This is a genomic window from Nocardia gipuzkoensis (genome assembly GCF_021183645.1).
GTDB lineage: Bacteria > Actinomycetota > Actinomycetes > Mycobacteriales > Mycobacteriaceae > Nocardia > Nocardia abscessus.
Genome location: NZ_CP089225.1, coordinates 6,549,213 through 6,573,183 on the forward strand (window position 1 = coordinate 6,549,213; position 23,971 = coordinate 6,573,183).

Consider the following 23,971-nt stretch of genomic DNA (forward strand, 5'->3'; position numbering starts at 1 on the left):
CGTCGTCACTTCCCCGTGCGAGCGGGCAGCGCCCCGAGCTGTTGCAGGACCGAGTACAGGTTGGCTACGCCCCAGTGTTCGGTGATCTGCCCGCCGCGCACACGCATCGCGTCGACGGTTTCGAACTCGACGTGCTCGCCGGTCGGGGCCAAGCCGAGGAACTCGCCCCGGTGGGTGCCCGAATACGTCTTGTAGGTGGTCACGACGTCGCCGTCGACGGTCTGCCAGTGGATCTTCGCCGAGAAGTCGGGGAACGCCGTGCGCAGCGCGTGGTAGAGGACGCGGACGCCGTCCTTGTCCGGCGTGGTGCCCGGTTGCGGGGTGTGGTCGACGAAGTCGTCCGCGAACAGCTTCTCGAACAGGGTGAAATCACCACCGGACTGCACGCGCTCGGTGTTGCGGCGCACGACGTCCTTGGCATCGGTGCGCAGCGAGGCCAGCGTCCGGCTCCAGGCGACCACCTGGTCCAGCAGCGTGCCGACCGCGGCGGTGTGCCGCTCGGCGGGCGCGAAGACGCTGAAGTCCTCGAAGTCGGTGAACAGCGACAGCGCGACCTGGTTGCGGACGTCGGCCACCTGCAGCTCGCCCATGACCAGCCGCAGGTGCTCCACCGCTCGGGTGCCGCCCGCGCTGCCGTAGCTGACGAACCCGGCGGCCTTGTTGTTCCACTCGCCGTAGAGGAAGTCGATGGCGTTCTTCAGCGCGCCCGAGGTCGAGTGGTTGTACTCGGGGGTGACGAAGACGTACCCGTCGAAGGAGGCGATCTTTTCCGCCCACGCCTTGGTGTGCTCGTGCGCGTAGTGCCCGAGCGACGGGGGAGTGGCCTCGTCCAGGTGTGGAAGGTGGTACTCGGCGATGTCGACCAGCTCGAACTCGGCGTCGGCGCGCGCCGCGGCTAGCTCGTGGACCCAGAGCGCCACCGCTTCCCCGTTCCGGCCCGGGCGGGTGCTGCCCAGGATGATCGCGATGCGTGTCATGTCCGCCTCTCCAGTTTGATGATGTGTCTACAAATAGCAGCGCTTTGCTGATGTGTCAACAAAAGGTATGCTGCTCGCATGGCCGACGTCCGATGGCTCGATGAGCGGGAAGCCCGGCTGTGGCGGGTCTACCGGGAACTGACTCGCGAACTGCAGCGCACCTTCGAGCGCCAGCTGGAACGCGACGCCGGGCTCTCCGGCGCCGATTACGCCGTGCTGGCACCCGTTTCCGAGGCCGAAGACGGCGTGATCCGCATGCGCGAGCTCGGCCACGAGGTGGGCTGGGACCGCAGCAGGCTGTCCCATCAGGTCAAGCGGATGCAGAAGCGCGGCCTGGTCGCGCGGGAGGACTGCGCCGACGACGCGCGGGGCGCGATGGTGCGCATCACCCCTGCCGGCCGCGAAGCGATCGAGGCAGCCGCTCCCGAACACGTCGCCACCGTCCGCCGCCACTTCTTCGACCACCTCTCCGAGCGCGAGCAGGCGACGCTGACCCGCCTGCTCGAGCGCCTCCTCGCTGCTCAGCGCCATGATGGCTAGGCGGTGACGAGGCCCCTCCGCAAATTTGTTGATGTGTCCGCAAGCTAGCGCGATGTTTTTGACTGGAGCAGTGGTCGCTTGCCTTGGCCGGTGCGGTCGGCAATCGATAGGTGCGGACCTGCTCCGCGGTGACCGTGTCCCGCTCGAACTCGACTACAGCGCCCTCGGCGCGCGAAGGCGCCCATGTCCTCGGCCAGGGCGGTCGTTGCGGTGGGTGGTCAGTGCGGGAGCCGCGGCAACCGGCGGACTTCCACCGGGCAAGATCGGCGGCAAGACGTGGCTCACGATGGCCACCTCCCACCGGCGGACCGCTGACCGAGAGTGAACAGCCCTAGGTACGAGGTGTCAGATCTGTTGTAAAGCGCCTGCCAGGTTGCGAGTTCGCTACGGAAAGGTGTCCTAACATACGCAAGGCGACTTCGCTGCCACCGTCGCGAAAGGGCGCCGCGGAGTCCTGGTCGCCCGCGGCGAACGTCTCCGCGCCCGCCGACAAGTCCGCCCCGGCGCAGAAGGCGCGTCCGGCACCCGTGATCACCACCGCTCGGATCCGATCGTCGCGGTCGCAGGTGTCGAAGGCTTCGATCAGCTCGCGTCCCATCGCGGTGGTGAACGCGTTGAGCTGCTCGGGGCGGTCGAGGGTGATTGTGGCGATGGTGTCGGAGACGTCCAGGCGAATATCGGCCATAACCGACAGCTTGCCACCATGCCGATATCGCCGCTCTTGCAGGGGGTTCGCGCGAGAGTGAGCGATCGTGCGACTGATTCGAAGAAGAATGGCTGTTTACTTAGTCTGCGCTGGACGGTTAGCCTGTCGCCGTGCCTCGATTGGTCACGGCATCTGACTCCCCGCCCCGGGGTGGCAGCGCAAATCGGTCGGCCGGCGTTTCGCGCTGTCGGTCGGCAACCCGGAGAAAGGGAGTGGGATGGAGATCAGCAACGCGGTCGCGGCGGTGACCGGCGGTGCGTCGGGACTCGGTCTGGCAACCGTGCGGGAACTGCACGGCAAAGGAGCGAAGGTCGTCATCATCGACCTGCCGTCGTCCTCCGGTGAGGCCGTCGCCAAGGAACTCGGCGACGGCGTGGTCTTCGCGGCGGCCGACGTCACCGACGAGGACCAGATCACGGCTGCGCTCGATGCCGCGCAGGAACTGGGCGAGTTGCGGATCGCGGTGAACTGCGCGGGTATCGGCAATGCCATCAAGACCGTGGGCAAGAACGGGGCGTTTCCGCTCGCGGACTTCACCCGGGTGGTCAACGTCAACCTGATCGGCACCTTCAACGTGATCCGGTTGGCCGCCGAACGGATCTCCCGAGCCGATCCGGTCGGCGAAGAGCGGGGCGTCATCATCAACACCGCGTCGGTGGCGGCGTTCGACGGCCAGGTCGGGCAGGCGGCTTATTCGGCATCCAAGGGCGGAATCGTCGGCCTGACGCTGCCGGTGGCCCGCGACCTCGCGGGGCTGAAGATCCGCGTGGTGACCATCGCCCCCGGACTTTTCCACACTCCGCTGTTCGCCACCTTGCCCGACGAGGCCATCGCATCGCTGGGCGCGCAGGTGCCGCATCCCTCGCGACTCGGCGATCCCGCCGAATACGCCGCGCTCGCCCGTCATATCGTCGAGAACCCGATGCTCAACGGCGAGACCATCCGTCTCGACGGCGCGATCCGGATGGCGCCCCGCTGAGCCGGTCGCACGACAGAGCGGCGTCGCGGTCACTCCTCCGCTGGGCGATCTAACACGTCGCGGGCGGCGGGTCGGTGGGTGCGCGGAACTCGAAGCGAACCCCGCTCGACCCGGGCAACACGATCGCGGCGCCGCTTCGCGGCGTCCAGGTGCGCGGCAACAGGACGTGCTGATTGCCCACGTGGAGGAGCAACACGAGCCCGTCGTAGCGGAAGCGATACGCAGGCTCCGAGCCGGCGCGGTTACCGCATTCCACCTTGCGGACGTCGTTCGACGCGAGAAACAGATCCTTGTCGCTGTAGACGACGACGTTCGGTTCCTTGCCGAGATGGGCGGCGACCCGCCGCGCCTGCGTCTTGCCCACCGCCGCCGAATAGTCCGTGGCCAAGGCGAACAACGTCAGCCCGACGATGCCGAACAGCACGGCCCACTCGGTGAGCAACGCGGCTTCCGAACGCACCGGCGCCGACGGGTCCCGTTCCCGCCGGTCACGCCGTAACGCGACCACCACGCTCCACAGCACCACGGTGCCGATCAAAGTGCACAGGTGGGCAACGAGAAAGCCGCGGTTGAGCGGGGTGGTCCAGAATATCCCGCTGAGCCCGTTGAGGACGACGACCACGGCCGGTACCGCGATGCCGATTCGCGCCCAGCGGGACCGGCCGTGCGTGCGAATCCACTGCGGTAGCAGGAGATATCCCCACATGAGTGCGACCACGATCACGGCAAAGGTCATCAGCGGCACCCAGAGCGCGTCCACGCTGCGCACCAGGTAGTCGGTGACGGTCAGGCCGAGCACCGAGGGATCCACGCCGAAGTAGAGAAAGAACCAGTTGGCGTGGTTGCGTCCGAAGTAGAACAGCAACGCGGTGAGCAGGGTGGTCGGCGCCACGAATTCGCCGATGATCCGCGCCGCGCGGCTCGCACCGTCGAACGGGGAAGCCGCGGTGCGTTCGGCGTCAGCCGGTGGGTCGGACATTCGTCGGACCGGTGGGTACCGTTTTGGTCGGCGCCTTGGTGGTGGTAGTGGGCTTGCCGGTTCCGGTGGGTACCTGGGTTTCCGGGCTTTCGGTCGTGCAAGGCTCGGGGCCGGTGTACAACGTGAACTTGCCGCCAGGCGTCAGGCGAACGCGGCCGTTCTGATGCCTTGGGTTCGAATGGCTGTAGGTGCACCGATCCGCGACGCCTTCTTCGTCGACTTCTTGCACAACCTGCACACAGCCGCCGCACTCCGCGGCTATCAAGCGGACAGCTTTCGCCTTGACATTGGAAATCGAATCACCGGCTGTATTCACGTCGTCCCACGGGATGTCGAAGGGCCCGGTGGCAACATCCGGTAGGTTGCTCCGACCCGGAACCGCAGGACCGTCGCGTCCGGACTCATCCGTCTGGTCGGTGTGGTCGCACGCGACGACAGCCGAAATCATCAGGACGACGGCGACCCACCCGAAGAACCGCAGTGGCATGCGTTACCTCCCAGTGTGCAGGCACTGAATTCTACGGCGCGAGAACGAATTCGGAGTGCGATCGACCGGCCACCTGCCGGACTGCTTCGCGGCGATGAGAGGCGAGGCGGAGTGCATCCGCACCCCGCTCAGCGGATTCGTCTCGGGCCGGTCGAGGAACGGACGCCCACGACAGTGATGACCGTGACCATCAATACCGTCATCAGCTTCATGAGGTTCCAGGTCTCCGGGTCGGGAATCGGTTCGGCGACCGGCAGGTCCCTTGCCCGTGGGCGGTTCCGCGCGGGCGGGGAGAACTCGGTGCGGGGGTGCTCCGGCAGGGTCTGTAGCGGCGTGGTGACCAACGGCGAAAACGTAACGGCGGGAGACTCAGGGGCGGGCGGGCCGAGTTGGAGAGGGCTCATCGGCACCGGCGGCGGTGCGGTGGGAAGCAGGAGTAAACACGTCAGTACCGCGCTGCCGGTAGCGGCACTGCCCACGGCAGCGCTGCCGAGGCCGGAGCCACTCGATCCCGGGCCGATCAGGCCCGGCACGAGGGAGCCGAAGCCGCTACCGGTCGCCAGCCCGAGCAGCAGTAGAGCGCTACCCGTCGCCGCGCTGCCGGTACACGCCATTTGGACGCTTCCCGTATCGAGCTTCGGTGTCTCGCCTGGGCTGTCCGCGGTGACGTTCGGGTCGGCGGCATCGTTCGCTGGGCCGGGCCTACCACCGCCGAGTTCCCCATCGCCGGTGACACGGAGGCCGCTGCCGGGCCTGTCGGTGGGCCGGTGACCGAGATCGGCGCTGCCGGAGGGGATTCGGATCGGGCCCAGACGCAAGGACCCGCCCTCGGTGGCAGGGGCGACGGCGCTGCCGGACGGACCGAGGCTCGAACCACTGCCCGGGACAGCATCCGCTGCGCCGGTGCCCGAACTCCCGGTGGCGAGGTCGCCGAGCGGCAGCCATGGCGGCGCCTCCGCGGATGCTTCCGGAGGCCCGGCCGCGAGCGTCGCTATGGTCAGGGGGAGCAGCACAGTGGCGAATCCTCGGGTCATCCTGCCTGGTCGAATCGCGCCTCGGTTGCGTTGCATGGACAGTCGCCTCGTCGTTGTCGAAACTGGGCCGGAACGGTCAGGTCGTGTGCTGGTAGCGGGAGAGTGCGAGTTCGAAGGCGTCCTTCGGCACCAGGTTCCCGCCGGAGAACGGTTCGTCGAGGTTGTAGATCGCCCGGATCACCACGCCGACGATGGCGCCGAGCAGCGCTGTGGTCACGACACTGCGTTTGCTGACCTGGACGCCGGAGAGGACCACGCTGAGCAGCAGCAGGACCGTGCAGATCCACATCGCCAGGTAGAGGAAGCCGGGTACGCGGTAACCGGCGTCCAGCGCACGGTCGGCGCGCGCCTGGGCGACCGCGTCCAGGCTGGTCAGCGCGTTGCTCCGGAGCGTGTCGACCTCGGGCTCCGCCGCGTTCACCGCGGCCACCGCGTCACGCAGCGTGTCGAGGGTGTCCTGGGTGGACTGGCTGAGCCGGCTGTGGTCGGCCATGACGGTCCACTCCTCGTTGAGGACCTGCTCGGTGTAGTCGCGTACCAGGCCTTGGATACGGGCATGGTCGGGCTCGGGCATGCCGTGCGCGGCCCAGTAGGTATCGATGAGCGCCTTGGCTTCGGCGATGGTGTGATTGCGGGCGTTGTCGTACTGCTGCCAGGCGATCACCACGATGAACGCGACCACCGCCATGAAGATCGTGTTGATCAGATTGAGCACCAATGAGCCGACAGCGTCGTCGTCGGTGTGCCGCCACGCTTTCGGATGCAGGCGATCCCCGGCCACGAAGACGACTACCGCGACAAGCGCGGTCAGAGCAGGCACGAGAAATTCCAAGGCCATACGGGGCCTCCGTTCTGTCCGGATGGTTCTCGCGATCGCGGCCTCGGTGACCGACCGCAGCGCGTGTCGCACTACGGGTGCTGGTCACAGGGAGCGCTCGGCGCGCGCCATCCCAGGTCGATCAATTCTTCGAACTTCGATCGCGCTGTAGCGTTGGGTATTTCACTGTCCCGGATCCGAACGGCTCTCCGGAAGACTGTGTGTCCAGTCGAGTACCGTGGGCCGATTCGCGTCGAACCGAGATCAGCAGCCCACGAGGCCCCTCAATGCAGGTCGTTGCGGCTATTGTGGTGCCGGTTCGGTAGCCGTCGGGAGCTGCGACGTAGTCCCGGGTACGCCGGCGTTGTCCGGACGGGCATTTCGTTTGTCATGCGTGGTCCTCACCCCCGAGATGAATACCGAGACGATCGATGATGGCGCTCTCGACAGCCTGCGTTGTTCGGATCTGATCAGTGGTGCACAGCAAATCGGTACGCGACGCGCCTGCACGAACCAGGCGGTGTTGAATCGTCCTGGACGGCAAGCCGATCTGGACGAGACCGATAGTAGACGGCGAATACGCCTGCACGTGGCGAAATTTCGGATTGTGCCGCCGAAAGGGGACGACGCGACGGGCGGGGCATCGGCGCGGCGCGAAGATGTTCGCCGCTCGCCGACCGCGTCGCCGCCGAGAGCGCACCGGCCGGTCAGGCAACCGTGCGGTCCAGGCGGGCGCAAGCGACTTTGTTGAATGCCTATTGATTGCTGTGAGGGGAGAGCTCGGCGAGGATGGGCCGATGGCAGTGCTGTGGTCCATCGGGTGTTCGGACGGGGATGTGATCGTTGAAAGATCGCTGAGCTGCTCGAAGAGGTGTTTTCCGGCCAGAGTCATCCCTAGTGCCTCGATCATCGCGAGTGCAGTGCCGCGTGCGCCGACAGCCGAAACGAGTAGTTAGCTACTCGCGTCACCAGGTCGGGAGACGGCGCACACTCGACTGGATCCCCGGGAACTGCGATCTCGGAGGAGGTGGTGATGAGAAACGACTCGCGAGCATTCCCTGTCTCCGCGGCCATCGCGGGACTGCTCGGCGCCATATCGGTACCGATCGCGGCGGCGGACCCGGTGACAACCGTGCCTGCCCCGCCGGTAGCCACGTCGGAACCGGTGTTGCCGACTACCGCGCCACCAGAGGTCTCGACGCCCGCGACTACGGCTGCTTTGTCGACGACCACGGCGAAAGCGCCTGTCACGTCGCCACCCGTCCCGACGACTACGTCGCCACCGGTCCCGACGACTACACCGTCACAGAGCTCCGGTCCGTCCTCGGTGACGTCCGAAAGTTCCGCCGTGCTGCCCGCACCCACCCTCGACGCGCCTGCCACCGCCCGACGCGGCACCATGATCACGGTGCACGGCGAGAACTGGCCCTGCGACACGGTGCGAACCTTCCCGGACTGGTCGGAATCGGTGACCGCCCAGGTGCAAGACGGTTCGTTCGATGCCCGCGTCGGTGTGCCCGACCGAGCCGAACTCGGTTCGCACCCCCTTCCCGTCGCCTGCCTCGGGACGTCCCAGCGAATCGTCGTGCGAACCTCGGTCGAGATAGTCCCCGCGCCGGTCGTCACGACCACCACCGACGACCTCACGACCAGCACGGACGCCCCCTCGGCCACCGTGCCGACCAGTGGGCGGCCGAACACGGCGCAACAAGTCGATGACCGCTCCCAGGAGACCGGCCTCGGCGATGTGCTCGGCCTCGGCGGCTTCCTCCTCGCCCTCGCCGCCGCACTGCTTCTGGTGCGCGGCCTGCGCAAGAGTCAGGGCGGTAGGCCGCGCCCGCCCAACGGTGATCCGCATCCGCCCCAGGTACACGTGCAGGTGGTCGCGGACTCCGCCCCATCGATCCAGATTCGCCAGGTCGTCCGCGCTCCCGCCGTTCGGGTTCGGCTGCGCGCCGGCGAGCCGTGGCTGCACGTCGAGGAGGTGCTCGGATGACAAGTCCAGCGTCGATCAGGGCTCGGGCAGTACTGTTCCAGAACGCTCCGCACGATGCCGGTGTGGGCGAGCTGGCCGAGCGCCTGCATGAAAGGGGTGTCGAACACTTGGCCCTGCGCCGGGTGCCGGGTGCCGCCGCGATACTGCGGTCCGCCGCGCTGCACGAGGTGGCCGAGACGATCGACGGGCTGCTCGAGGTCGACCTCGGCAGTGTCGCGATCGGAGGTTGGCGCCGCTACGACCGGCTGCGCAGAGCGGCGATACGTACCCGCTCGGGCGGAGTCGAGCAAGTCACGCTGTTCGAACACGAGATCACCCAGAACTACCGGCCGTGCCTCGATGTCACCGTCGACGGAAACCCGGTCGGTGAGTTCACGGTAGAGCTCTGCGTGGCGATGCTGCTCCAGCCGCTGGCCGCGACGGTCCGCACCGGCATGCTGGTGGCAGTGGGCCCCGGCGACTGCACCGTGACGGTATCGATCGGCGCGCCGGAACTCGGTCCGATCATCAAGCGCGAGCGGACACTGCACACCGCGACCATGATCGACCTCCGGTGGCCCATACCGCTGGTCGAGCAACCTCCGGCTCCGCCATCTCCCTTGCCGGCAGGTCGCGTGCGCGGAACGCGGCCGCCCGAATCGTGGTGGACCAGTGGGTGATGCGAGCTGGGCGCCCACGGAAGAGCGCGATTCATGACTTCGCCGCCAACCGCAGGATGCCAGCACACATAGTGCATCGGCCGGGCACCGATGTGTTCAGGCGCGACCCGGCACCGTTGAGCGGGCACCGCAGGCGGCTCGGCTCATCGGTGACGGCGGTTTCGAACAGCGCCTCAGGGTCTCGCTCCGGTGCGAAGCTATCGCTATACCGCTGGCGGACAACAGCTCTGGTCGACAATCGCGACGAAAGGCGGTCGACCGGCGCGCGTCCTGCGTCGCGGACAAGTCCGCCGAGAACTTCCCTCCGCTCCGCGATAGCGGGGGAACATCAGGGGGTGCCGGATCCGAGCGTGCCGTTGTACGCTTGGACAGCTACCGATCGGCGTAATGGGAAGGCCCTGGATCGCGAAACCCGCATCCAGACAACAGAAGAGCCACAGATGACCAGACACGCGCATTATGTCGGCACCCTGCCCGCGGAACTGACGACGGGCGATCGTGCCGTCCTGCAGTGGTTCACCGACCACAGCGAGGGATGGCCGGTCACCGCCGTGCCGTGCGACCTCGACCCGGACTGGATTCTCGAGTATCTGCGCACGCGCAAGCACCATACCGACGTCTTCGAGGTCGTCCGGGCAGGCGAGTACGCCGACTACGGCGATTTCCCCAGCTATGGTCTGCGAGCGGGCCGTACGTTGCAGCCGCGGCATGTATCGATGGACCGGGTCGAGCGAATCGGCCGAGTCGTGGAGGCGTTCGAGTCGCTCCGGAGTGAGCGGCCGGAGCTGGCGGAGGCGAAAGTCCAGATCAGTCAACCCAATCCACTGGATCTGGCGATGTTCGTCTTCGCCGGGGCCGCGGTCTCGGGCGGGCTTCCCGTCGGGCACGCTCTGCGTCGCTTCGGTGTCGTTGTGGACGCGATCCGGCAGCTACCGGTGTTCACCGAAGCGGTGATGCAAGAGATGACCGAGATCGTCGACCGGTACGGCGACCGGGTCGTCTGGCAACTGGAGTCGCCCATCGCGCTGTTGAGTATGGTCAAAGCCGAGCAACTGTGGTCGCAGTGGGCGCTCGCCCCGCTCGTCGCACGGCAGCTCGCCGGGTTCCTCGGACGGACGCACGAGCTCGGGGCCGAGGTCATCGTGCACCTGTGCTACGGCGACTACCAGCACAAGAGCCTGCTGACGCCGCGCAGTCTCGCCCCTGCGGTGAAACTGCTCGGCCACACCGCACGGCTGCTGAACAAGCGGGGGACGCCACTACCTCCGGTCCATATTCCCTGCGCTTACGGGGCCGAGCCCGCTCCGCTGGACCCGCGATTCTATGCACCGTTGCGCAAGCTGGATCCGGACTGGAGAGTGATCGCCGGCGTGGTTTCGCCGGACTCCGGCGAGGGCAGTGCCGGTGCGCTTGCTCTCTTCGAACAAGCGGCCGGTCGCGAGGCGTACGGTGTCGCCACCGCGTGCGGACTCGGCCGATGCACTGTCGACGATGCGCGGCGGGCGGTCACGAACACGGTCTCGACAGCCGCCGCCGGTCGCGAACCGTAATCTGCCCGACGGCGGCCGGTGACGATCCGCCGGAGGGCGAATTGCCTTGTCCGGACCTCCCTCTCGGACCGAGGACGTCGCCGCCTAGGTCGGCACCACGATCGGAGCGTTGCTATGTTGCTAGCGTAAGCGGGTCGCCAAGCTCTGGACGACAGGACTTGGAAGGCACGTGTACCCGCTCACCCACCCGTATCCGCCGAATCCTGTTCCAGCACTTGGAGTCACATCCTTGACCACACCACAGTCCCCGATGTCCGCGCCACACGCCACTGGATCCGGAGCGTGCCCCGTCCAGCACGGATCTCCCGCCGACGCGGATGTCCTACGAGTTCTGCTGTACACGAAGGAGTTCGTCGCCGACCCGCATCACGCATACCGCGAGATGCGTCGCCAGTACGGCTCGCTTGTGCCGATCGAACTGGCGCCCGGTGTGCCGGCCACCCTCGTGATCGGCTACCAGACCGCGGTGCGAATCCTCAGTGACCCCGATCACTTCCCGGCCGATCCGCGAACATGGCAGAAGTCCATCGCACCGGACTCACCCGTGCGGCCGATGATGGAGTGGTATCCGGCCGCCCGGTACAACACCGGACTGGCGCACGATCGCTATCGGAGCGCCTCCGTCGACGCCATCGACGGGATCGACTTGTTCGACGTGCCGTCCGTGGTCGAGCGGATCGCTGTCCCGCTGATCAATGCCTTCTGCGAAGCCGGTTCCGCCGACCTGGTGACGCAATACGCATTTCCGCTCGTCCTCGAGGTCCTCAACCAGATGGTCGGCTGCCCGGCCGAGATCGGCGAGCGGGTCGCGACCGGTATGGCCGCGCGCTTCGACACTGTCCGGGGTCCCGAGGGCATGAAGATGGTCAAAGAGGCGTTGATGCAGCTGATCCGGATCAAGCGCCAACAGCCCGGCAACGATGTCACCTCGCGCCTGGCGCATCATTCGACCGACCTCGACGACGTCGAGATCTTCGCCCAGCTCATGAGCTTCTACGGGGCAGGCTTCGAAGCGCAGCGCAATCTGATCACCAATGCCTTGCTGCTGATGATCACCGACGACAGGTTCCGGTTCGGCGACGTGCTCGGGCGGAATCTGTCCACCACCGACGCACTCGACGAAGTCCTGTTCAACGACCCGCCGATGGCGAACTTCTGCACGACGTACCCGCGCCAGCCGATCATGGTCGACGGTGTCTGGTTGCCCGCGGACCAGCCGGTCGTCATCAGTCTCGCCGGCTGCAACAACGACCCGCAGATCCGCGGAACCGACGAACCCGGCGGCAGCCGGATCGGCAACCGCTCGCATCTGGCATGGAGCGCGGGCCCGCACGCCTGCCCGGCGAAGTCCGTCGCGTACATGACGGTGCAGAACGCCATCGACCAGCTGCTCGACGCCCTGCCCGAAATACAGTTGGCCAAGCCGGCGAACGAACTGCAGTGGCGGCCGGGTCCGTTCCATCGGGCGCTGATGGCTTTGCCGGTCGTCTTCCCCAAGTCCCCACCGGTGACCATCGGATAGGAGCCGCCCGGCGATCCGTGGCCCTCGGAGCGACGGCCCCGATCGGGGCGTCCGTCGGTTCGGCGTGGCTGCCGGAAACTGCCCGCGCGAGCGCCTACCATGATCACGCTGTGCGACGTGGCGGCGCTGCACGGCGAACGGGGAAGCGGCCCGCCCGGCGTAATCCAACGCCGGGCGGGCCGTTGCATTCGAGCCGCCCGACGGGTCTGCCCCGCGAGTCACAGCGGGGGATCGTCGCCGCACCAGGAATCCTTGTCGCGCAACACGTGTGCTGAAGTGTTTGTCGCCGACCGGCGCGGGTAGGCAACGACGAGTGGCGTATGTCAGGAGGTCGGAGTATGGCAGCGAACAACAGGGTCGGGCAGTTGCGCAGCGTTGTGCTGGACTGCCCCGAACCGCGCAAACTCGCCAGGTTCTATCGCGAGCTGCTCGGCGGAGAACTACTCGAAGACGATGACGACGACTGGGTGGTGCTGGTCGAGACCTCCGGTAGACGCATCGCGTTTCAAACAGCGCCGCAATACAAACCGCCGCGATTCCCCGATCCGGAGGCATCCCAGCAGATCCATTTCGACGTGCTGGTGGACGACATCGCGGAAGCCGAGCCCGTGGCGCTCGCCCTGGGTGCGACGCTCGTGCAAGCCGAAACCGACGGCGCGTTCCGCGTTTACGCCGATCCGGTAGGACACACTTTCTGTTTGGTGTGGCTCCCGGAGTGAGTTCAGCCCGTCGCCCGCACGGCGATCGCGCCGGATTCGCGCGATTGCCGTGCAGGGATGACGGGCCGGGTTATGGCGGGTAACGGCCGCTCAGCTCATTCGGGCGGGGCCGGTCGCCGGATCTCGTCGGCCACCGAACCACCCGCGATGTCGGCCGCGACGCCGGTCTCCTCCTCGTAGCGGTGGTCGACCTGGATCCCGTCGCTGTCGGAGGTGATGTCCTCGAGCCTCTCGGTCCTACCGGGCCGGGTCTCCTCGGCCTCCGGCGCTCGGTTCGGATCGACGTCGGGCTCCTCTTCGGCGAGCCGCTCTCCGATCGGCCGAGGATGAGCTTGCTCCCACGCCGTCACGCCGTACTTCGTAGCCCCGGTCCAGTGTTCCGGCGGGTCCATGCCTGCCTCGAGCGGGTCGGAACGCAGCCGGTCCTCATCGAGGTCCTCGGCGCTGCTCAGGGCCGCCGGATCGGTTTCGACCGCGTCCGGTGCGCCCGTGTCCTGGGGCGGGTCGTAGGTCTCGTTCGGTTCGGTCATCGCTGCCTCCTTTCCTGCACTCAGCGACTTCCCGCAACTCTCCTCGGCAAACCCTCGGGCAATGGGTGCGATCACCTACTGGAAGTGGGCCGCGTGTCCGGTACGGCGGAGATGGTCACTTCCGGGTGAATACGCCCAGATGCTCGGTGTCGTAGTACTCGAGGATGAGCTTCTCGCCCTCGAAGGTCGCTTGTGAGACCGAACCATGGTTGGCGTTCTCGCCTGGGGGAGTGAAGACGAAAGTATCGCCGCTCCAATGTTCCAGAGGGAAGGTCATATTGTGCGGGCCCAGGCTGAGTGTCAGGGAACCACCGGTGGCGCTGACTGTCGCCGGTCCGTAGTAGGCGTTGTCGTAGGTGCCCGTGTACGACGCGGAAGCTCGCGCGGGAGCCGGGTCGGCGGGTGGCTGTTTGCCTGCCAGTGCGCCCGCCGGGGCGCCGAGCGGCTCGAACGCCGTGCGATACAGCGAGCGCCAGTCCTGCTGGATCTTTCCGAACTGGACCAAGTCGGCGAACTCCGCGTTGAGCGTTTCGGGCACCCCGATCGGCGCGGCGTTGGTCAGTGTCACGATGCCGACGTCCGCCGAGGGGATCAGGGTGAACGCGGTACCCGCACCGAGGCCGAACGCGCCCGAGTGACCGAGGACGACGCGGCCCGACGCGGAATCGCTCACGTTGAAGCCGAATCCGTAGAACCCGGCTCGCGCGTCGGGCGTTCTCGGCGGCGACGACATGGCTTGCGGGGAGACGGCGGGCAGCAGATCCTCCGGTGGCACCAGGACGGAGCCACCCGCGGAGCCGTTCGCGAGCACCATCATCATCCATTTGGTCATGTCCGCCACCGAGGAACTGACCCCTCCCGCCGGGGACTGCGCGTCCGGTTGCCGCTGCGGGTTCGCGACCTCGTACTTCCCGTCGATGAGGACGTGCCCGTCGGCCCGGTCAGGGCGGGACGCGAAGTCGGCGTAGCGCGAACTGGTCGATTTCATGCCGAGCGGGCCATAGATCGTTCGCTCGGACAACGTCTCCCAGTCGGTCCCGGCCGCGGCGGCCACGGCGACGGCGGCCGCGGTCAGTCCGAAATTGGTGTATTCGTAAGAATCCCGGAAGGCGCTCAGCGGCAACTGCCGAAGCCGGTCGAGTACCTGCTGACGGTCGTAACCGAGGTCCTCCAGTAGGTCGCCCGCGTGCTCGGGCAGCCCGGAGCGGTGCGCGTACAGGTCGCCGACCGTGACGTGTTCGGTGACGTAGGGATCGGCGAGCGCGAAAGACGGCAGCAGCCGACGCACCGGAGTGTCCCATTCGACGCCTCCGGCGGCGATCCGGCGAGCGACGACGGTCGCTCCGATGGGCTTGGAGACCGACGCCAGCTGGAAGACCGTATCCGCGTCGACCTTCTCCTTGGTGACGACGCTACGGACGCCGAAGCCCTTGCTGTACACGACCTTTCCGCCGTGAACGACGGCGACCGCCATGCCGGGGATGCCGGAGGAGGCGAGCAGATCTTCGGCGAGCTGGTCCAGTTCGCCCACGGCGTCATCGATCCGTCCGTCCGGGATCGGCACGCCCGCGACCTGGTTGGGCATCGCCGCGGAACTGGAGGGCGACCCGGCCCCGGTGGGCTCCGATTCGTCGCCGCCGCATCCCGTCACGGCGAGAAGGGTGGCCGTCGCCATGGCCATGGGACCGAGCAGTGCGCGCCGCAGTGTGCTCACGGGTCGCCTCCTGGCTGTCGTAGCGACAAAAGACCAGATAAAGGCTAGTTCAAATGAGATTGCTAGGGGTGTGTTCAGCGGTCTCCGGGGTGGTAGGCGAGGCGTGGACGCGCTCGCCCACCGTCGAAACCGGGCGACGTTCGGGCGGGAGCTACCCGGCGGCGGAAGTCTTACGGATCTCCACGATCGGAAGCACGAGCGCGGCAGGCGAGCCTGCCGGAACGACCGGATGCACGGGCGCGACCGGTGCGATACGCCGGTATCCCGTACCCACCGGCGGCCGGCTGTCCACTTCGCCTTTGTTCGGCCAGTACGCCGCCGCGCGCTCGGCCTGCGCGGTGATCGTCAGCGAGGGGTTGACGCCGAGGTTGGCCGAGACCGCCGCACCGTCGACGACGCTGAGTGTGGGATAGCCGTACACCCGGTGGTAGGCGTCGATCACGCCGTGCTCGGCGTCGGCTCCGATCGCCGCCCCGCCCAGGAAGTGGGCAGTGAGCGGGATGTTGAAGATCTCGCCCCAGCTGCCGCCCGCGATACCGCCGATCCGCTGCGCGACCCGCCTGGTCACGTCGTTGCCCACCGGGATCCAGGTCGGATTGGGCTCGCCGTGGCCTTGTTTGCTGGTGAGTTTGCGGCCGAACAGGCCCCGCTTGGTGTACGTGGTGATCGAGTTGTCCAAGTGCTGCATGACCAACGAGATGATGGTCCGTTCGCTCCAATTCTTGGTGCTCAGGAAGCTGAGCAGATCCATCGGATGCCGCAGCACCATGCCGAGGAAGCGCAGCCAGCGCGGTATCCGGCCACCGCCGTCGACCATCAGCGTCTGGAGCAGGCCCATGGCATTGGAGCCCTTGCCGTAGCGGACCGGCTCGATGTGCGTATCCGGAGTGGGATGGATGGACGAGGTGATCGCGACACCCTTGGTGAAGTCGACGCCCGGGCCCAGCTTCTTGGTGGCCGCGCCGACGATCGATTCGGAGTTGGTGCGCGTCAGCACGCCGAGCCGGTCGGACAGATCGGGCAGCACGCCCTTGTCTCGCATGGCGAACAGCAGCTTCTGGGTTCCGCGGGTGCCCGCGGCGAGCACGACGTGTGCGGCGGTGAGCGTCCGCGGTTGCTTGCGTATCCAAGCGCCGGTACGGGCGGTGGACACGTCCCAGGTGCCGTCGGGATGCGGGCGCAGTTCAGTGACGGTCGTCATCGGAATGACCTCGACGCCTGCCTGCTCGGCCAGGTAAAGGTAGTTCTTCACGAGGGTGTTCTTCGCGCCGTACTTGCAGCCGACCATGCAGTCGCCGCACTCGACGCAACCGGTCCGCTCAGGCCCCACACCGCCGAAGTACGGGTCCGGCACGGTCTTTCCCGGCTCGCCGAAGAACACGCCGACCGGAGTCTGCACGAAGGTGTCGCCCACACCCATGTCGTCGGCGACGGCCTTGAAGACCTCGTCCGCGGGCGTCATGTGCGGGTTGCGCACCACGCCGAGCATTTGCTGCGCTCGCTCGTAGTACGGGGTCAGCTCGTCACGCCAGTCGGTGATGTCACGCCACTGCGCGTCGCGGAAGAACGGCTCCGGCGGCACGTACAGGGTGTTCGCGTAGTTCAGCGACCCGCCGCCGACCCCGGCGCCGCCGAGGATGAGGACGTTGCGCAACGGGTGGATGCGCTGAATGCCGTAGCAACCGAGGGCGGGCGCCCAGAGGAACTTCTTCAGCTCCCAGCTGGTCTTGGGCAGCTCGTCGTCGGCGAAGCGCCGTCCCGCCTCCACTACGCCGACTTTGTACCCTTTCTCCACCAGCCGAAGCGCGGTGACGCTGCCGCCGAACCCCGACCCGACGATCAGCACGTCGAAATCCGTCGTCCGCTGGTCCATGTGGAACTCCTCGATCTGTCGCCAGTGACTCGGCTAACACTACTCCCGGGTAAGTAACGGTTCGCAACTCGCCCGGAACCGGCCGATCGCCCTCGGAGCCCACGGCGAGCGGCAGATCTCGACTAGACGAGAGCGATGCTCTCAATAGTTGACATCGCTCTCTGAACCGCGCAATGTTTTGGTATGCCGACGACACCTCGCGCCCGAGCCCGGGCCCAGACCATGAACGACATCGTCCGGATCGGGCGGGAACACCTGGCGACCGACGGCGCCGCGGCGCTGTCGCTGCGCGCGGTGGCGCGAGACCTCGGCGTGGTGTCCTCGGCCGTCTATCGGTATGTCCGCAGTCGTGAGGAACTGCTCACGCTGCTCGTGGTGGACGGTTACAACGCCCTCGGCGACGCGGTCGACGACACACTGTCCGACGCCCCGGACGACCCGATCGATCAGCTGCGTTGCCTGGGGCGCACGGTGCGGCGCTGGGCGCTGGCCGAGCCCGCCCGCTACGGGTTGCTGTTCGGCACTCCGGTCCCCGGCTACGACGCGCCGGCGGCCGAGACCGTCGCACCGGGCACGCGCGTGATCGCGACGATGCTGACGCTGTTCGCGCGCGCTCACCACGCCGGCCTGCTCGCCGCGCCTGCCCGGGAGCCGCGGATATCCGCACCGCTGGCGGGCAGTTTCGCGTCGATCCGGGAGCAGTTCCAGCTCGAGCTGCCCGACTGGCTGGTCGTGCGCGGCGTGACATTCTGGGTCGGCCTGTTCGGCGCGGTGAGCGCGGACGTCTTCGATATGTACGGCGCCGACACCTTCGCCGACCGTGACGAATTGTTCGAACTCCAGCTCGACACTTTGCTGGACATGCTGGGGCACCGCGGGTGATCATCCGCCGGAATGGGGGAGCCCGCGCCCGATCGGCATGGCGTGTGCTGCGATGAAGAGCGTGACGACGCCCGGCGAACACTCTTCCGCACCCGACCTGACTGCCGCGACAGCATGGGCGCACCGGATGGGGGCGCGAATCCCACTGGTCAACGCGCCGATGGGCGGCGTAGCAGGCGGACGGCTCGCCGCAGCGGTCACCGCAGCCGGTGGACTCGGCATGATCGGGATGGGCAGCGCCGGGTCGGTCCTGGCGCTGGAACGGGAGTTGCCGCATGTTCGCGGTATCGACGGCCCGTTCGGCATCGGCCTCGTCGACTGGGTCGTCGCCGGAGAGCCGCGACTGCTGGACGCCGCGGTCGAGGCCCGTCCCGCATTGATCTCGGTGAGCTTCGGCGAGGATCTGGACTGGGCGGCCCGCGTCGCGGACGCCGGGATCGTCCCGGCCACCCAGGTGTACAGCGCGCAGGACGCGCGGCGTGCACAAGACGCCGGGATAGGCGTCCTCGTGGCGCGTGGCGTGGAGGGCGGCGGACACGGCGCGGAGAACGCGGCGCTGCTGCCCCTGCTGGACGAGGTGCTGGACGTGGCGTCGGTCCCGGTGCTCGCGGCAGGCGGCATCGGCGCACCGGAGGACCTGGCCGCCGTACTCCGGGCAGGCGCGAGTGGCGCGTGGCTGGGCACCTGCCTGGCCGCCTGTTCGGAATCGCTGCTGTCGGAGGCGGGCCGACGAGCCCTGCTCGACGCACGCGGTGCGGATGCCGTGCTCACCCGCGCCTACGACGTGGGAATGGGATTGCCTTGGCCGTCCCGGTTTCCCGCGCGGGTGCTGCGCACCGAGTTCACCGACCGGTGGACCGGACGGGAAGACGAACTCGCTGCGGATCCGTCCGCCAAGCACGCACTCGCCGGCGCGATCGAGGCGGACGATCCGGCGGTCGCGCCGATCGACGCGGGACAGGGCGTCGGTCTGGTCACCGCGGTCGAGCCGGCCGCGCGGGTACTCGAACGGCTCTGGCGAGGCGTGACGGGGCCGGTCGCGGGCTGAACTTCAGTCCTCGCTGCTGGTGCGATCGCCGAGGTAGCGCAGCAGCTCCGGATCGGTGGAGACCAGCCGATCCACTTCCTCACCACCGGTGCACTGGTAGAGCGCGACGGTCACCGAATCGGATCTGCGTGCGGCCACCCGCCAGATCCCGCCCGAATCGGCCCAGCGCCGGAGGACCGCGACGGGATCGTCGGTCATCGTGTACCTCCATTCGGTGGCGTACCCGCAAGCGGCCTCGATGTCACCGGGGCACGGTGACCGGGTCGGCGCAGCTGGCGGGCACGTCGACGAACGAGCAATCCTGCGGCGCACGGGTCGGCCGATAATCGGGCGCCACGCCACCCGATCGGGTGATAGCCGTGTATGCGGCCACCGCGTCCGTCGGCTTGCGCGTCAGTGCCGGATCGGTCAGGACGTCGACGGTGTACAGGCCGAAACGGGGAGTGTAGGAACCCCACTCGTAATTGTCGGTGAGACTCCAGTAGTTGTAGCCGATCAGGTTGATGCCGTCGGCCTTGGCGCGCTGGAGCCAGTAGACGGTGTCCCGCAGGGAGTCGGCTCGCGCATATCCGTCCGCGCGCGGCATACCGTTCTCGGTGGGCATTCCGTTCTCGACGATGTAGAGCGGCTTGCCGGGGAACTGGCGCGAATAGTGTTGCAGCGCATAATAGATACCTTCCGGCTGCAGCGGGTTCTTCCACAGTTCGGTGAAACTCGCCGAGCTGGAGAGGGTGTCGGGGGAGAGGCCGTAGTAGTAGTCGATGCCGATGTAGTCGAGCTTGGCGCCGATCTTGTCCACCAACGGCTTGTTCACCACGTCCTCGCCACCGGGAATGTAGGCGACATTGCTGGTCACCATCGCATCCGGCTGCACGCGGTGAATGTGGTCGTAGATGCTGTTGTGCGCCTCGGCGATCCGTTCCTGCATCGCCGGCGCGGCCGTCGGTGCCAGGCCGCCGTGCCGCAATTCGTTCACCAGGTAGAAGGTCGGCTCGTTGAACGTGACCCACAACGGTTTGTACTGGGCGTACCGATCCACGACGGCGCGTGCGTTGGCCAGCCAGTCCGCGACGATGCCCGGGTTGTTCCAGCCGCCGCGGTCCACCGCCCAGCCTGGGTAGACCCAGTGGTCGATGGTGAGCATGGGGCGCATCCCGGCGGCCGTGATCGCGGCGACGACGCCGTCGTAGAACTTCAGCCCGTCCGGGTCCCACTTACCCGGCTCGGGCTGCAGTCGAGCCCACTCGATGCCGACCCGATAGACCTTGACGCCCAGGTCGGCGGCCAAGGCGATGTCCGAGCGGTAGCGCGTGTAGAAGTCGATCGAATCCCTATAGGGGTCCGTCGTTTTCCCGGACGCGACGTAGCGGGACCAGTTGCTGTCCGGGGCATGACCCTCCGATTGGTACCCCGACGCGGCGACGCCCCAGAGAAAGTCCGGGCCCATCGGCGTGACGACAGCGGGCGGCGCAGGCCGGGCAGCTGCCGGGGCGGCGGCTCCGAGCAGGACCGCGGTGACGGCCGCGAGAGCGGCCGAGACGCGGCGGTGGTGGAAACGCATCGAACTCCTGTTCCGAGATGGATGACGGCGCTCGTGGACCTCCGGCACGCGATCGGGTGGGGGTGGAGTCCACGGGGGAGAGGGTAATTGGTCACTTGTCCGTTTTCTCGGTGTCGGGGGAGGGAAGTGTGGGTCGGACGGGTTGTCGACGTGCCCGGTGATGGTCGGAAGCTGTGGCCCGATGGGGGAATGAGGGCCGGTCAACCTACTTTAAGCATGTGGATACATAGATATGCGCATCTAACAATTTATCCCACCTCACTTCCTTGTAACCGCACAAAAACAAAACCAGCAAGGAAGGAGAGGGGCAGGACGAATGCTCGGTGTGACATGACCCTCTGTACGGCGCGCTGATTCATCTCGGCACGAGGGCCGTGTCAGGATTCGTGCATGGTCGCGAATCCGTTGCCGCGAGTGGCGCGGCGGCTCGCCCAGCGGCGCTGGGTGATGCGGTCGGCGCCGCTCGTGCTCCGGGTGGAGCGGTTGCTGCGGCGGGTGAGCGGTGGGCGGATGGGCGTCCTGGACTTGGCCGGGTTGCCGTCGATCGAAGTCACCGTGGCGGGGCGCAGGACCGGGCTCCCGCGCACCACGTCACTGCTCTACGTCCCGCGCGGTGCGGACTTCATCGTTCTGGGGTCGAATTGGGGAAGTCCCGCGCATCCGGTGTGGTCGGCGAATCTGCGTGCCGCGCGGACCGCTTCGGTCCGGCACAAGGGGGAGCAGTTCCCGGTCACGGTACGGGAGATCACCGGTGTGGAGCGAAAGCCGTTCTGGGATCTAGCGGTCGCGTTCTGGCCGGGCTACGCGATGGAGTACGAACTGTCCGGCGGCCGGGTGTTCCGAATCTTCGAGCTGCGTCGGCAATCTCTCTGAGCCGGTGTGGGATCGGGAATCGAGCGGCGGCCCGGTGTCGGTGGGGGCGGTTACGGTGGGCAGGTGACCACGCATCTGACTCACTGGGGTGCCTTCGAGGCGGACAGCGACGGCGAGCGGCTCACAGAGGTACGGCCGTGGCGTGGTGATCCGGAACCGACGCCATTGATCGACAACGTGGCTTCGGCGCAGCATCATCCGACTCGGATCGACCAGCCGTACGTTCGCCGTGGTTGGCTGGAGAACGGGCCGGGTCCCGGTCCGCGCGGGTCGGAAGCCTTTGTCCCGGTGTCGTGGGAGCGGGCGTTGGACCTGCTGGCCGGCGAACTCGGTCGGGTGTATCAGCAATATGGCGCGGAGGCGGTTTACGGCGGCTCGTACGGCTGGGCCAGCGCGGGGCGTTTTCATCATGCCCAGAGTCAGCTGCACCGGTTCCTCAACTGTTTGGGCGGCTATGTGCGCCACGTGAACAGCTACAGTCTGGGCACGTCGACGGTGTTCCTGCCCTATGTCATCGGCGATATCGGCTGGGTGACGCAACAGGCGACAGCGAAGGCCGTGCTGGCCGAACATTCCGAGCTGGTGGTGGCCTTCGGCGGTCTGTCGCCGAAGAACGCGGCCGTGTCGCCGGGCGGCGTCTCGCGGCACAACACGCGCGGCTGGATCGCGGCGGCGCGGGCGCGGGGCTGCCGGTTCGTGTCGATCAGCCCGCTGCGCGACGACACCCCGCCCGAGGGTGACGCCGAATGGATCGCCCCGTTGCCGGGAACCGACGTCGCGATGATGCTGGCGCTGGCGCAGGTGCTGGACGCGGAAGGGTGGACGAACCAGGAGTTCCTGCGCGAGTGCACGGTCGGCTACGACCGCTTCGTGGCGTACCTGCGTGGCGCGGTGGACGGCGTCGCGAAGGATCCGGAGTGGGCCGCGGCGATCACCGGTGTGCCCGCGGGCCGTATCCGGGCGTTGGCGCGTGAGATGGCTGCCGCGCGGACGCTGGTGACGGTGAGCTGGTCGCTACAGCGTGCGCGGCATGGTGAGCAGCCGTTGTGGGCGGGTGTGGCGCTCGCGGCGATGCTGGGGCAGATCGGGCTCCCCGGCGGCGGGTTCGGGCACGGCTACGGCTCGGCGGCGAGCGTGGGGGAACCGGCGCGTGTGCCGGTGCCGCGGCTTCCGCAGGGGCGCAACGGCATCGACGTCTTCATACCGGTCGCGCGGATCGCAGATATGCTGCTGAATCCCGGTATGGCCTACCGGTACAACGGCCGTGAATTGGTGTATCCGGATGTGCGGTTGGTGTATTGGTGCGGTGGAAATCCGTTCCATCACCACCAGGATCTGGCCCGTTTGCGTGCCGCGTTCGCGCGTCCGGACACGGTCGTGGTGCACGATGCGTTCTGGACGGCTACCGCGCGGCACGCCGATATCGTGCTGCCGTCGACGATGTCCATCGAGCGTGACGACTACGGCGTGGGCGAGGGCGACAGTGTGTTCTTTCCCATGAAGGCGCTGACCAGCCCGCGTGCGCAGGCGCGCGACGACTATTCGATTTTCGCCGCGGCGGCCGATCGGCTCGGTGTCGGTAAGGAGTTCACCGAGGGACGCTCCGCCGGTGAGTGGTTGCGGCAGCTGTACGAGCAGTGGCGCGTCACGCAATCACGTGCGGGCCACGAGCTGCCGGATTTCGACACGTTCTGGGCGGGCGAGAGTCTCGAGCTCCCGGTGCCGGACCCGCGGCAGGTGCTCGCCGCGGATTTCCGGGCCGCCCCGGACCGGTACCCGCTCACCACGCCCAGCGGGAAGATCGAGATATTCTCCGAGACCATCGCCGGTTTCGGATACGCCGATTGCCCGGGGCATCCGGTGTGGTCGGAGCCGGAGGAGTGGCTCGGTGGTCCGGCGGCAGAGCGGTACCCGTTGCAGTTGGTGGCGAATCAGCCGCGGACCAAGCTGCACAGCCAGCTCGATGTGGGGGCCTACAGCCGGTCGGTCAAAATCCAGGGACGGGAGCCGATTCGGATGCATCCTTCGGACGCCGCGGCCCGTGGTCTGCGTGCCGGTGCGGTCGTGCGGGTGTTCAACGAGCGGGGTAGTTGTCTGGCCGGACTGGTGGTGGACGACGGTGTGCGGGCGGGTGTCGCGCAGCTGTCCACCGGGGCGTGGTACGACCCCGACCCGGCCGACCCGACGTTCTGCCGTCACGGCAATCCGAATGTGCTCATCGCCGACCGTCCCTCCTCCACGCTCAGTCAAGGCTGCGCAGGGCAACTCACGCTGGTGGAGGTCGAGCGCTATGCGGGTCCGATCACCGAGGTGGACGTGATCCGCCCGCCACGGACAGCGGATGTGCCCGAACTGTAGGCGCCGTTCACCGCGGTCGCCGTTGGTCGGCCAGCTCGGTACCTACCGATCGGATGAACATCGAACGGTTGTAGGTTGATCCTCGCCTGATCGCGATTTCTGGTTCATATGAGCAGGGAAGTTCGCGGAGGTCGCATAAGGGCACGGCAATATGGACAACGGTTGGT

23 protein-coding genes and 1 pseudogene are annotated in these 23,971 nt (G+C 67.4%); 11 read left to right on the top strand and 13 right to left on the bottom strand.

Annotation, left to right across the window (positions count from 1 at the left end):
- Positions 1-5: 5 nt before the first annotated feature.
- Complete coding sequence (locus LTT66_RS29890; RefSeq protein WP_233069443.1) at positions 6-407, bottom strand: ester cyclase; 402 nt, start codon at positions 405-407, stop codon at positions 6-8.
- 9 nt (positions 408-416) lie between these two features.
- Positions 417-977 (bottom strand): annotated as a pseudogene (locus tag LTT66_RS29895) (NADPH-dependent FMN reductase); the annotation flags it as partial.
- 78 nt (positions 978-1,055) lie between these two features.
- Here LTT66_RS29895 and LTT66_RS29900 point away from each other — a divergent pair.
- Positions 1,056-1,517, top strand: a complete 462-nt coding sequence (locus LTT66_RS29900; protein ID WP_233061907.1) for a MarR family winged helix-turn-helix transcriptional regulator — start codon at positions 1,056-1,058, stop codon at positions 1,515-1,517.
- Positions 1,518-1,848: 331 nt separating this feature from the next.
- Here the strand turns inward: LTT66_RS29900 and LTT66_RS29905 are convergent, their stop codons facing one another.
- Complete coding sequence (locus LTT66_RS29905; RefSeq protein WP_233061908.1) at positions 1,849-2,202, bottom strand: enoyl-CoA hydratase-related protein; 354 nt, start codon at positions 2,200-2,202, stop codon at positions 1,849-1,851.
- Between the two features lie 238 nt (positions 2,203-2,440).
- Here LTT66_RS29905 and LTT66_RS29910 point away from each other — a divergent pair, with 238 nt between their 5' ends.
- A complete protein-coding gene (locus LTT66_RS29910; RefSeq protein ID WP_181722614.1) occupies positions 2,441-3,202 on the top strand; it encodes a 3-hydroxyacyl-CoA dehydrogenase in 762 nt (253 codons plus the stop codon).
- A 49-nt stretch (positions 3,203-3,251) separates the two neighbouring features.
- On the opposite strand, the gene LTT66_RS29915 is transcribed toward LTT66_RS29910, so the two are convergent.
- The 5 genes from LTT66_RS29915 to LTT66_RS29935 form a co-directional block, all read right to left on the bottom strand.
- Positions 3,252-4,181, bottom strand: coding sequence for a hypothetical protein (locus LTT66_RS29915; protein WP_233061909.1), 930 nt, complete (start codon positions 4,179-4,181; stop codon positions 3,252-3,254).
- Positions 4,162-4,668, bottom strand: coding sequence for a hypothetical protein (locus LTT66_RS29920; protein ID WP_233061910.1), 507 nt, complete (start codon positions 4,666-4,668; stop codon positions 4,162-4,164). Before LTT66_RS29920 ends, LTT66_RS29915 begins: the two co-directional genes overlap by 20 nt.
- Positions 4,669-4,796: 128 nt before the next feature.
- Positions 4,797-5,681: a hypothetical protein gene (locus LTT66_RS29925; protein ID WP_233061911.1), complete on the bottom strand. Its 885-nt coding sequence runs from the start codon at positions 5,679-5,681 to the stop codon at positions 4,797-4,799.
- A gap of 97 nt (positions 5,682-5,778) precedes the next feature.
- Entirely contained in the window at positions 5,779-6,540 is a 762-nt protein-coding gene (locus LTT66_RS29930) for a bestrophin-like domain (protein ID WP_181723092.1), read from the bottom strand.
- Between the two features lie 885 nt (positions 6,541-7,425).
- A complete protein-coding gene (locus LTT66_RS29935) occupies positions 7,426-7,770 on the bottom strand; it encodes a hypothetical protein (RefSeq protein WP_233061912.1) in 345 nt (114 codons plus the stop codon).
- A gap of 76 nt (positions 7,771-7,846) precedes the next feature.
- On the opposite strand from LTT66_RS29935, the gene LTT66_RS29940 reads away from it, so the two are divergent.
- The 5 genes from LTT66_RS29940 (at position 7,847) to LTT66_RS29960 (ending at position 12,965) form a co-directional block, all read left to right on the top strand.
- Positions 7,847-8,515, top strand: a complete 669-nt coding sequence (locus tag LTT66_RS29940; RefSeq protein ID WP_233061913.1) for a hypothetical protein — start codon at positions 7,847-7,849, stop codon at positions 8,513-8,515.
- Positions 8,512-9,174, top strand: coding sequence for a hypothetical protein (locus LTT66_RS29945; RefSeq protein ID WP_233061914.1), 663 nt, complete (start codon positions 8,512-8,514; stop codon positions 9,172-9,174). The genes LTT66_RS29940 and LTT66_RS29945 overlap by 4 nt, the downstream gene beginning before the upstream one ends.
- 440 nt (positions 9,175-9,614) lie before the next feature.
- Complete coding sequence (locus tag LTT66_RS29950) at positions 9,615-10,724, top strand: hypothetical protein (RefSeq protein ID WP_233061915.1); 1,110 nt, start codon at positions 9,615-9,617, stop codon at positions 10,722-10,724.
- A 250-nt stretch (positions 10,725-10,974) separates the two neighbouring features.
- The gene (locus LTT66_RS29955) at positions 10,975-12,246 is read left to right on the top strand and encodes a cytochrome P450 (RefSeq protein ID WP_233069444.1); all 1,272 of its coding nucleotides are present in this window, start codon (positions 10,975-10,977) and stop codon (positions 12,244-12,246) included.
- Positions 12,247-12,584: 338 nt separating this feature from the next.
- A complete protein-coding gene (locus LTT66_RS29960; RefSeq protein WP_181723097.1) occupies positions 12,585-12,965 on the top strand; it encodes a VOC family protein in 381 nt (126 codons plus the stop codon).
- A 95-nt stretch (positions 12,966-13,060) separates the two neighbouring features.
- On the opposite strand, the gene LTT66_RS29965 is transcribed toward LTT66_RS29960, so the two are convergent.
- From LTT66_RS29965 to LTT66_RS29975, 3 genes are all read right to left on the bottom strand, one after another.
- The gene (locus LTT66_RS29965) at positions 13,061-13,495 is read right to left on the bottom strand and encodes a hypothetical protein (RefSeq protein WP_233061916.1); all 435 of its coding nucleotides are present in this window, start codon (positions 13,493-13,495) and stop codon (positions 13,061-13,063) included.
- A 115-nt stretch (positions 13,496-13,610) separates the two neighbouring features.
- On the bottom strand, positions 13,611-15,176 hold the full coding sequence (locus LTT66_RS29970; protein ID WP_233069445.1) for a serine hydrolase: 1,566 nt from the start codon (positions 15,174-15,176) through the stop codon (positions 13,611-13,613).
- Between the two features lie 184 nt (positions 15,177-15,360).
- Complete coding sequence (locus LTT66_RS29975; RefSeq protein ID WP_181723099.1) at positions 15,361-17,082, bottom strand: GMC oxidoreductase; 1,722 nt, start codon at positions 17,080-17,082, stop codon at positions 15,361-15,363.
- Positions 17,083-17,265: 183 nt separating this feature from the next.
- On the opposite strand from LTT66_RS29975, the gene LTT66_RS29980 reads away from it, so the two are divergent.
- Positions 17,266-17,964 (top strand): TetR/AcrR family transcriptional regulator, encoded by a 699-nt coding sequence (locus tag LTT66_RS29980; RefSeq protein ID WP_233061917.1) that lies wholly within the window; start codon positions 17,266-17,268, stop codon positions 17,962-17,964.
- A gap of 127 nt (positions 17,965-18,091) precedes the next feature.
- Positions 18,092-19,012 (top strand): NAD(P)H-dependent flavin oxidoreductase, encoded by a 921-nt coding sequence (locus LTT66_RS29985; protein ID WP_233069446.1) that lies wholly within the window; start codon positions 18,092-18,094, stop codon positions 19,010-19,012.
- A 3-nt stretch (positions 19,013-19,015) separates the two neighbouring features.
- Here LTT66_RS29985 and LTT66_RS29990 read toward each other — a convergent pair whose 3' ends face one another.
- Both LTT66_RS29990 and LTT66_RS29995 read right to left on the bottom strand, forming a co-directional pair.
- Positions 19,016-19,210, bottom strand: coding sequence for a hypothetical protein (locus LTT66_RS29990; protein ID WP_233061918.1), 195 nt, complete (start codon positions 19,208-19,210; stop codon positions 19,016-19,018).
- Between the two features lie 43 nt (positions 19,211-19,253).
- Positions 19,254-20,573 (bottom strand): family 1 glycosylhydrolase, encoded by a 1,320-nt coding sequence (locus LTT66_RS29995; protein ID WP_233061919.1) that lies wholly within the window; start codon positions 20,571-20,573, stop codon positions 19,254-19,256.
- A 390-nt stretch (positions 20,574-20,963) separates the two neighbouring features.
- On the opposite strand from LTT66_RS29995, the gene LTT66_RS30000 reads away from it, so the two are divergent.
- Together LTT66_RS30000 and LTT66_RS30005 are read left to right on the top strand one after the other, a co-directional pair.
- On the top strand, positions 20,964-21,446 hold the full coding sequence (locus tag LTT66_RS30000; RefSeq protein ID WP_233061920.1) for a nitroreductase family deazaflavin-dependent oxidoreductase: 483 nt from the start codon (positions 20,964-20,966) through the stop codon (positions 21,444-21,446).
- A 63-nt stretch (positions 21,447-21,509) separates the two neighbouring features.
- Positions 21,510-23,804, top strand: coding sequence for a molybdopterin-dependent oxidoreductase (locus tag LTT66_RS30005; RefSeq protein WP_233061921.1), 2,295 nt, complete (start codon positions 21,510-21,512; stop codon positions 23,802-23,804).
- Positions 23,805-23,971 lie beyond the last annotated feature (167 nt).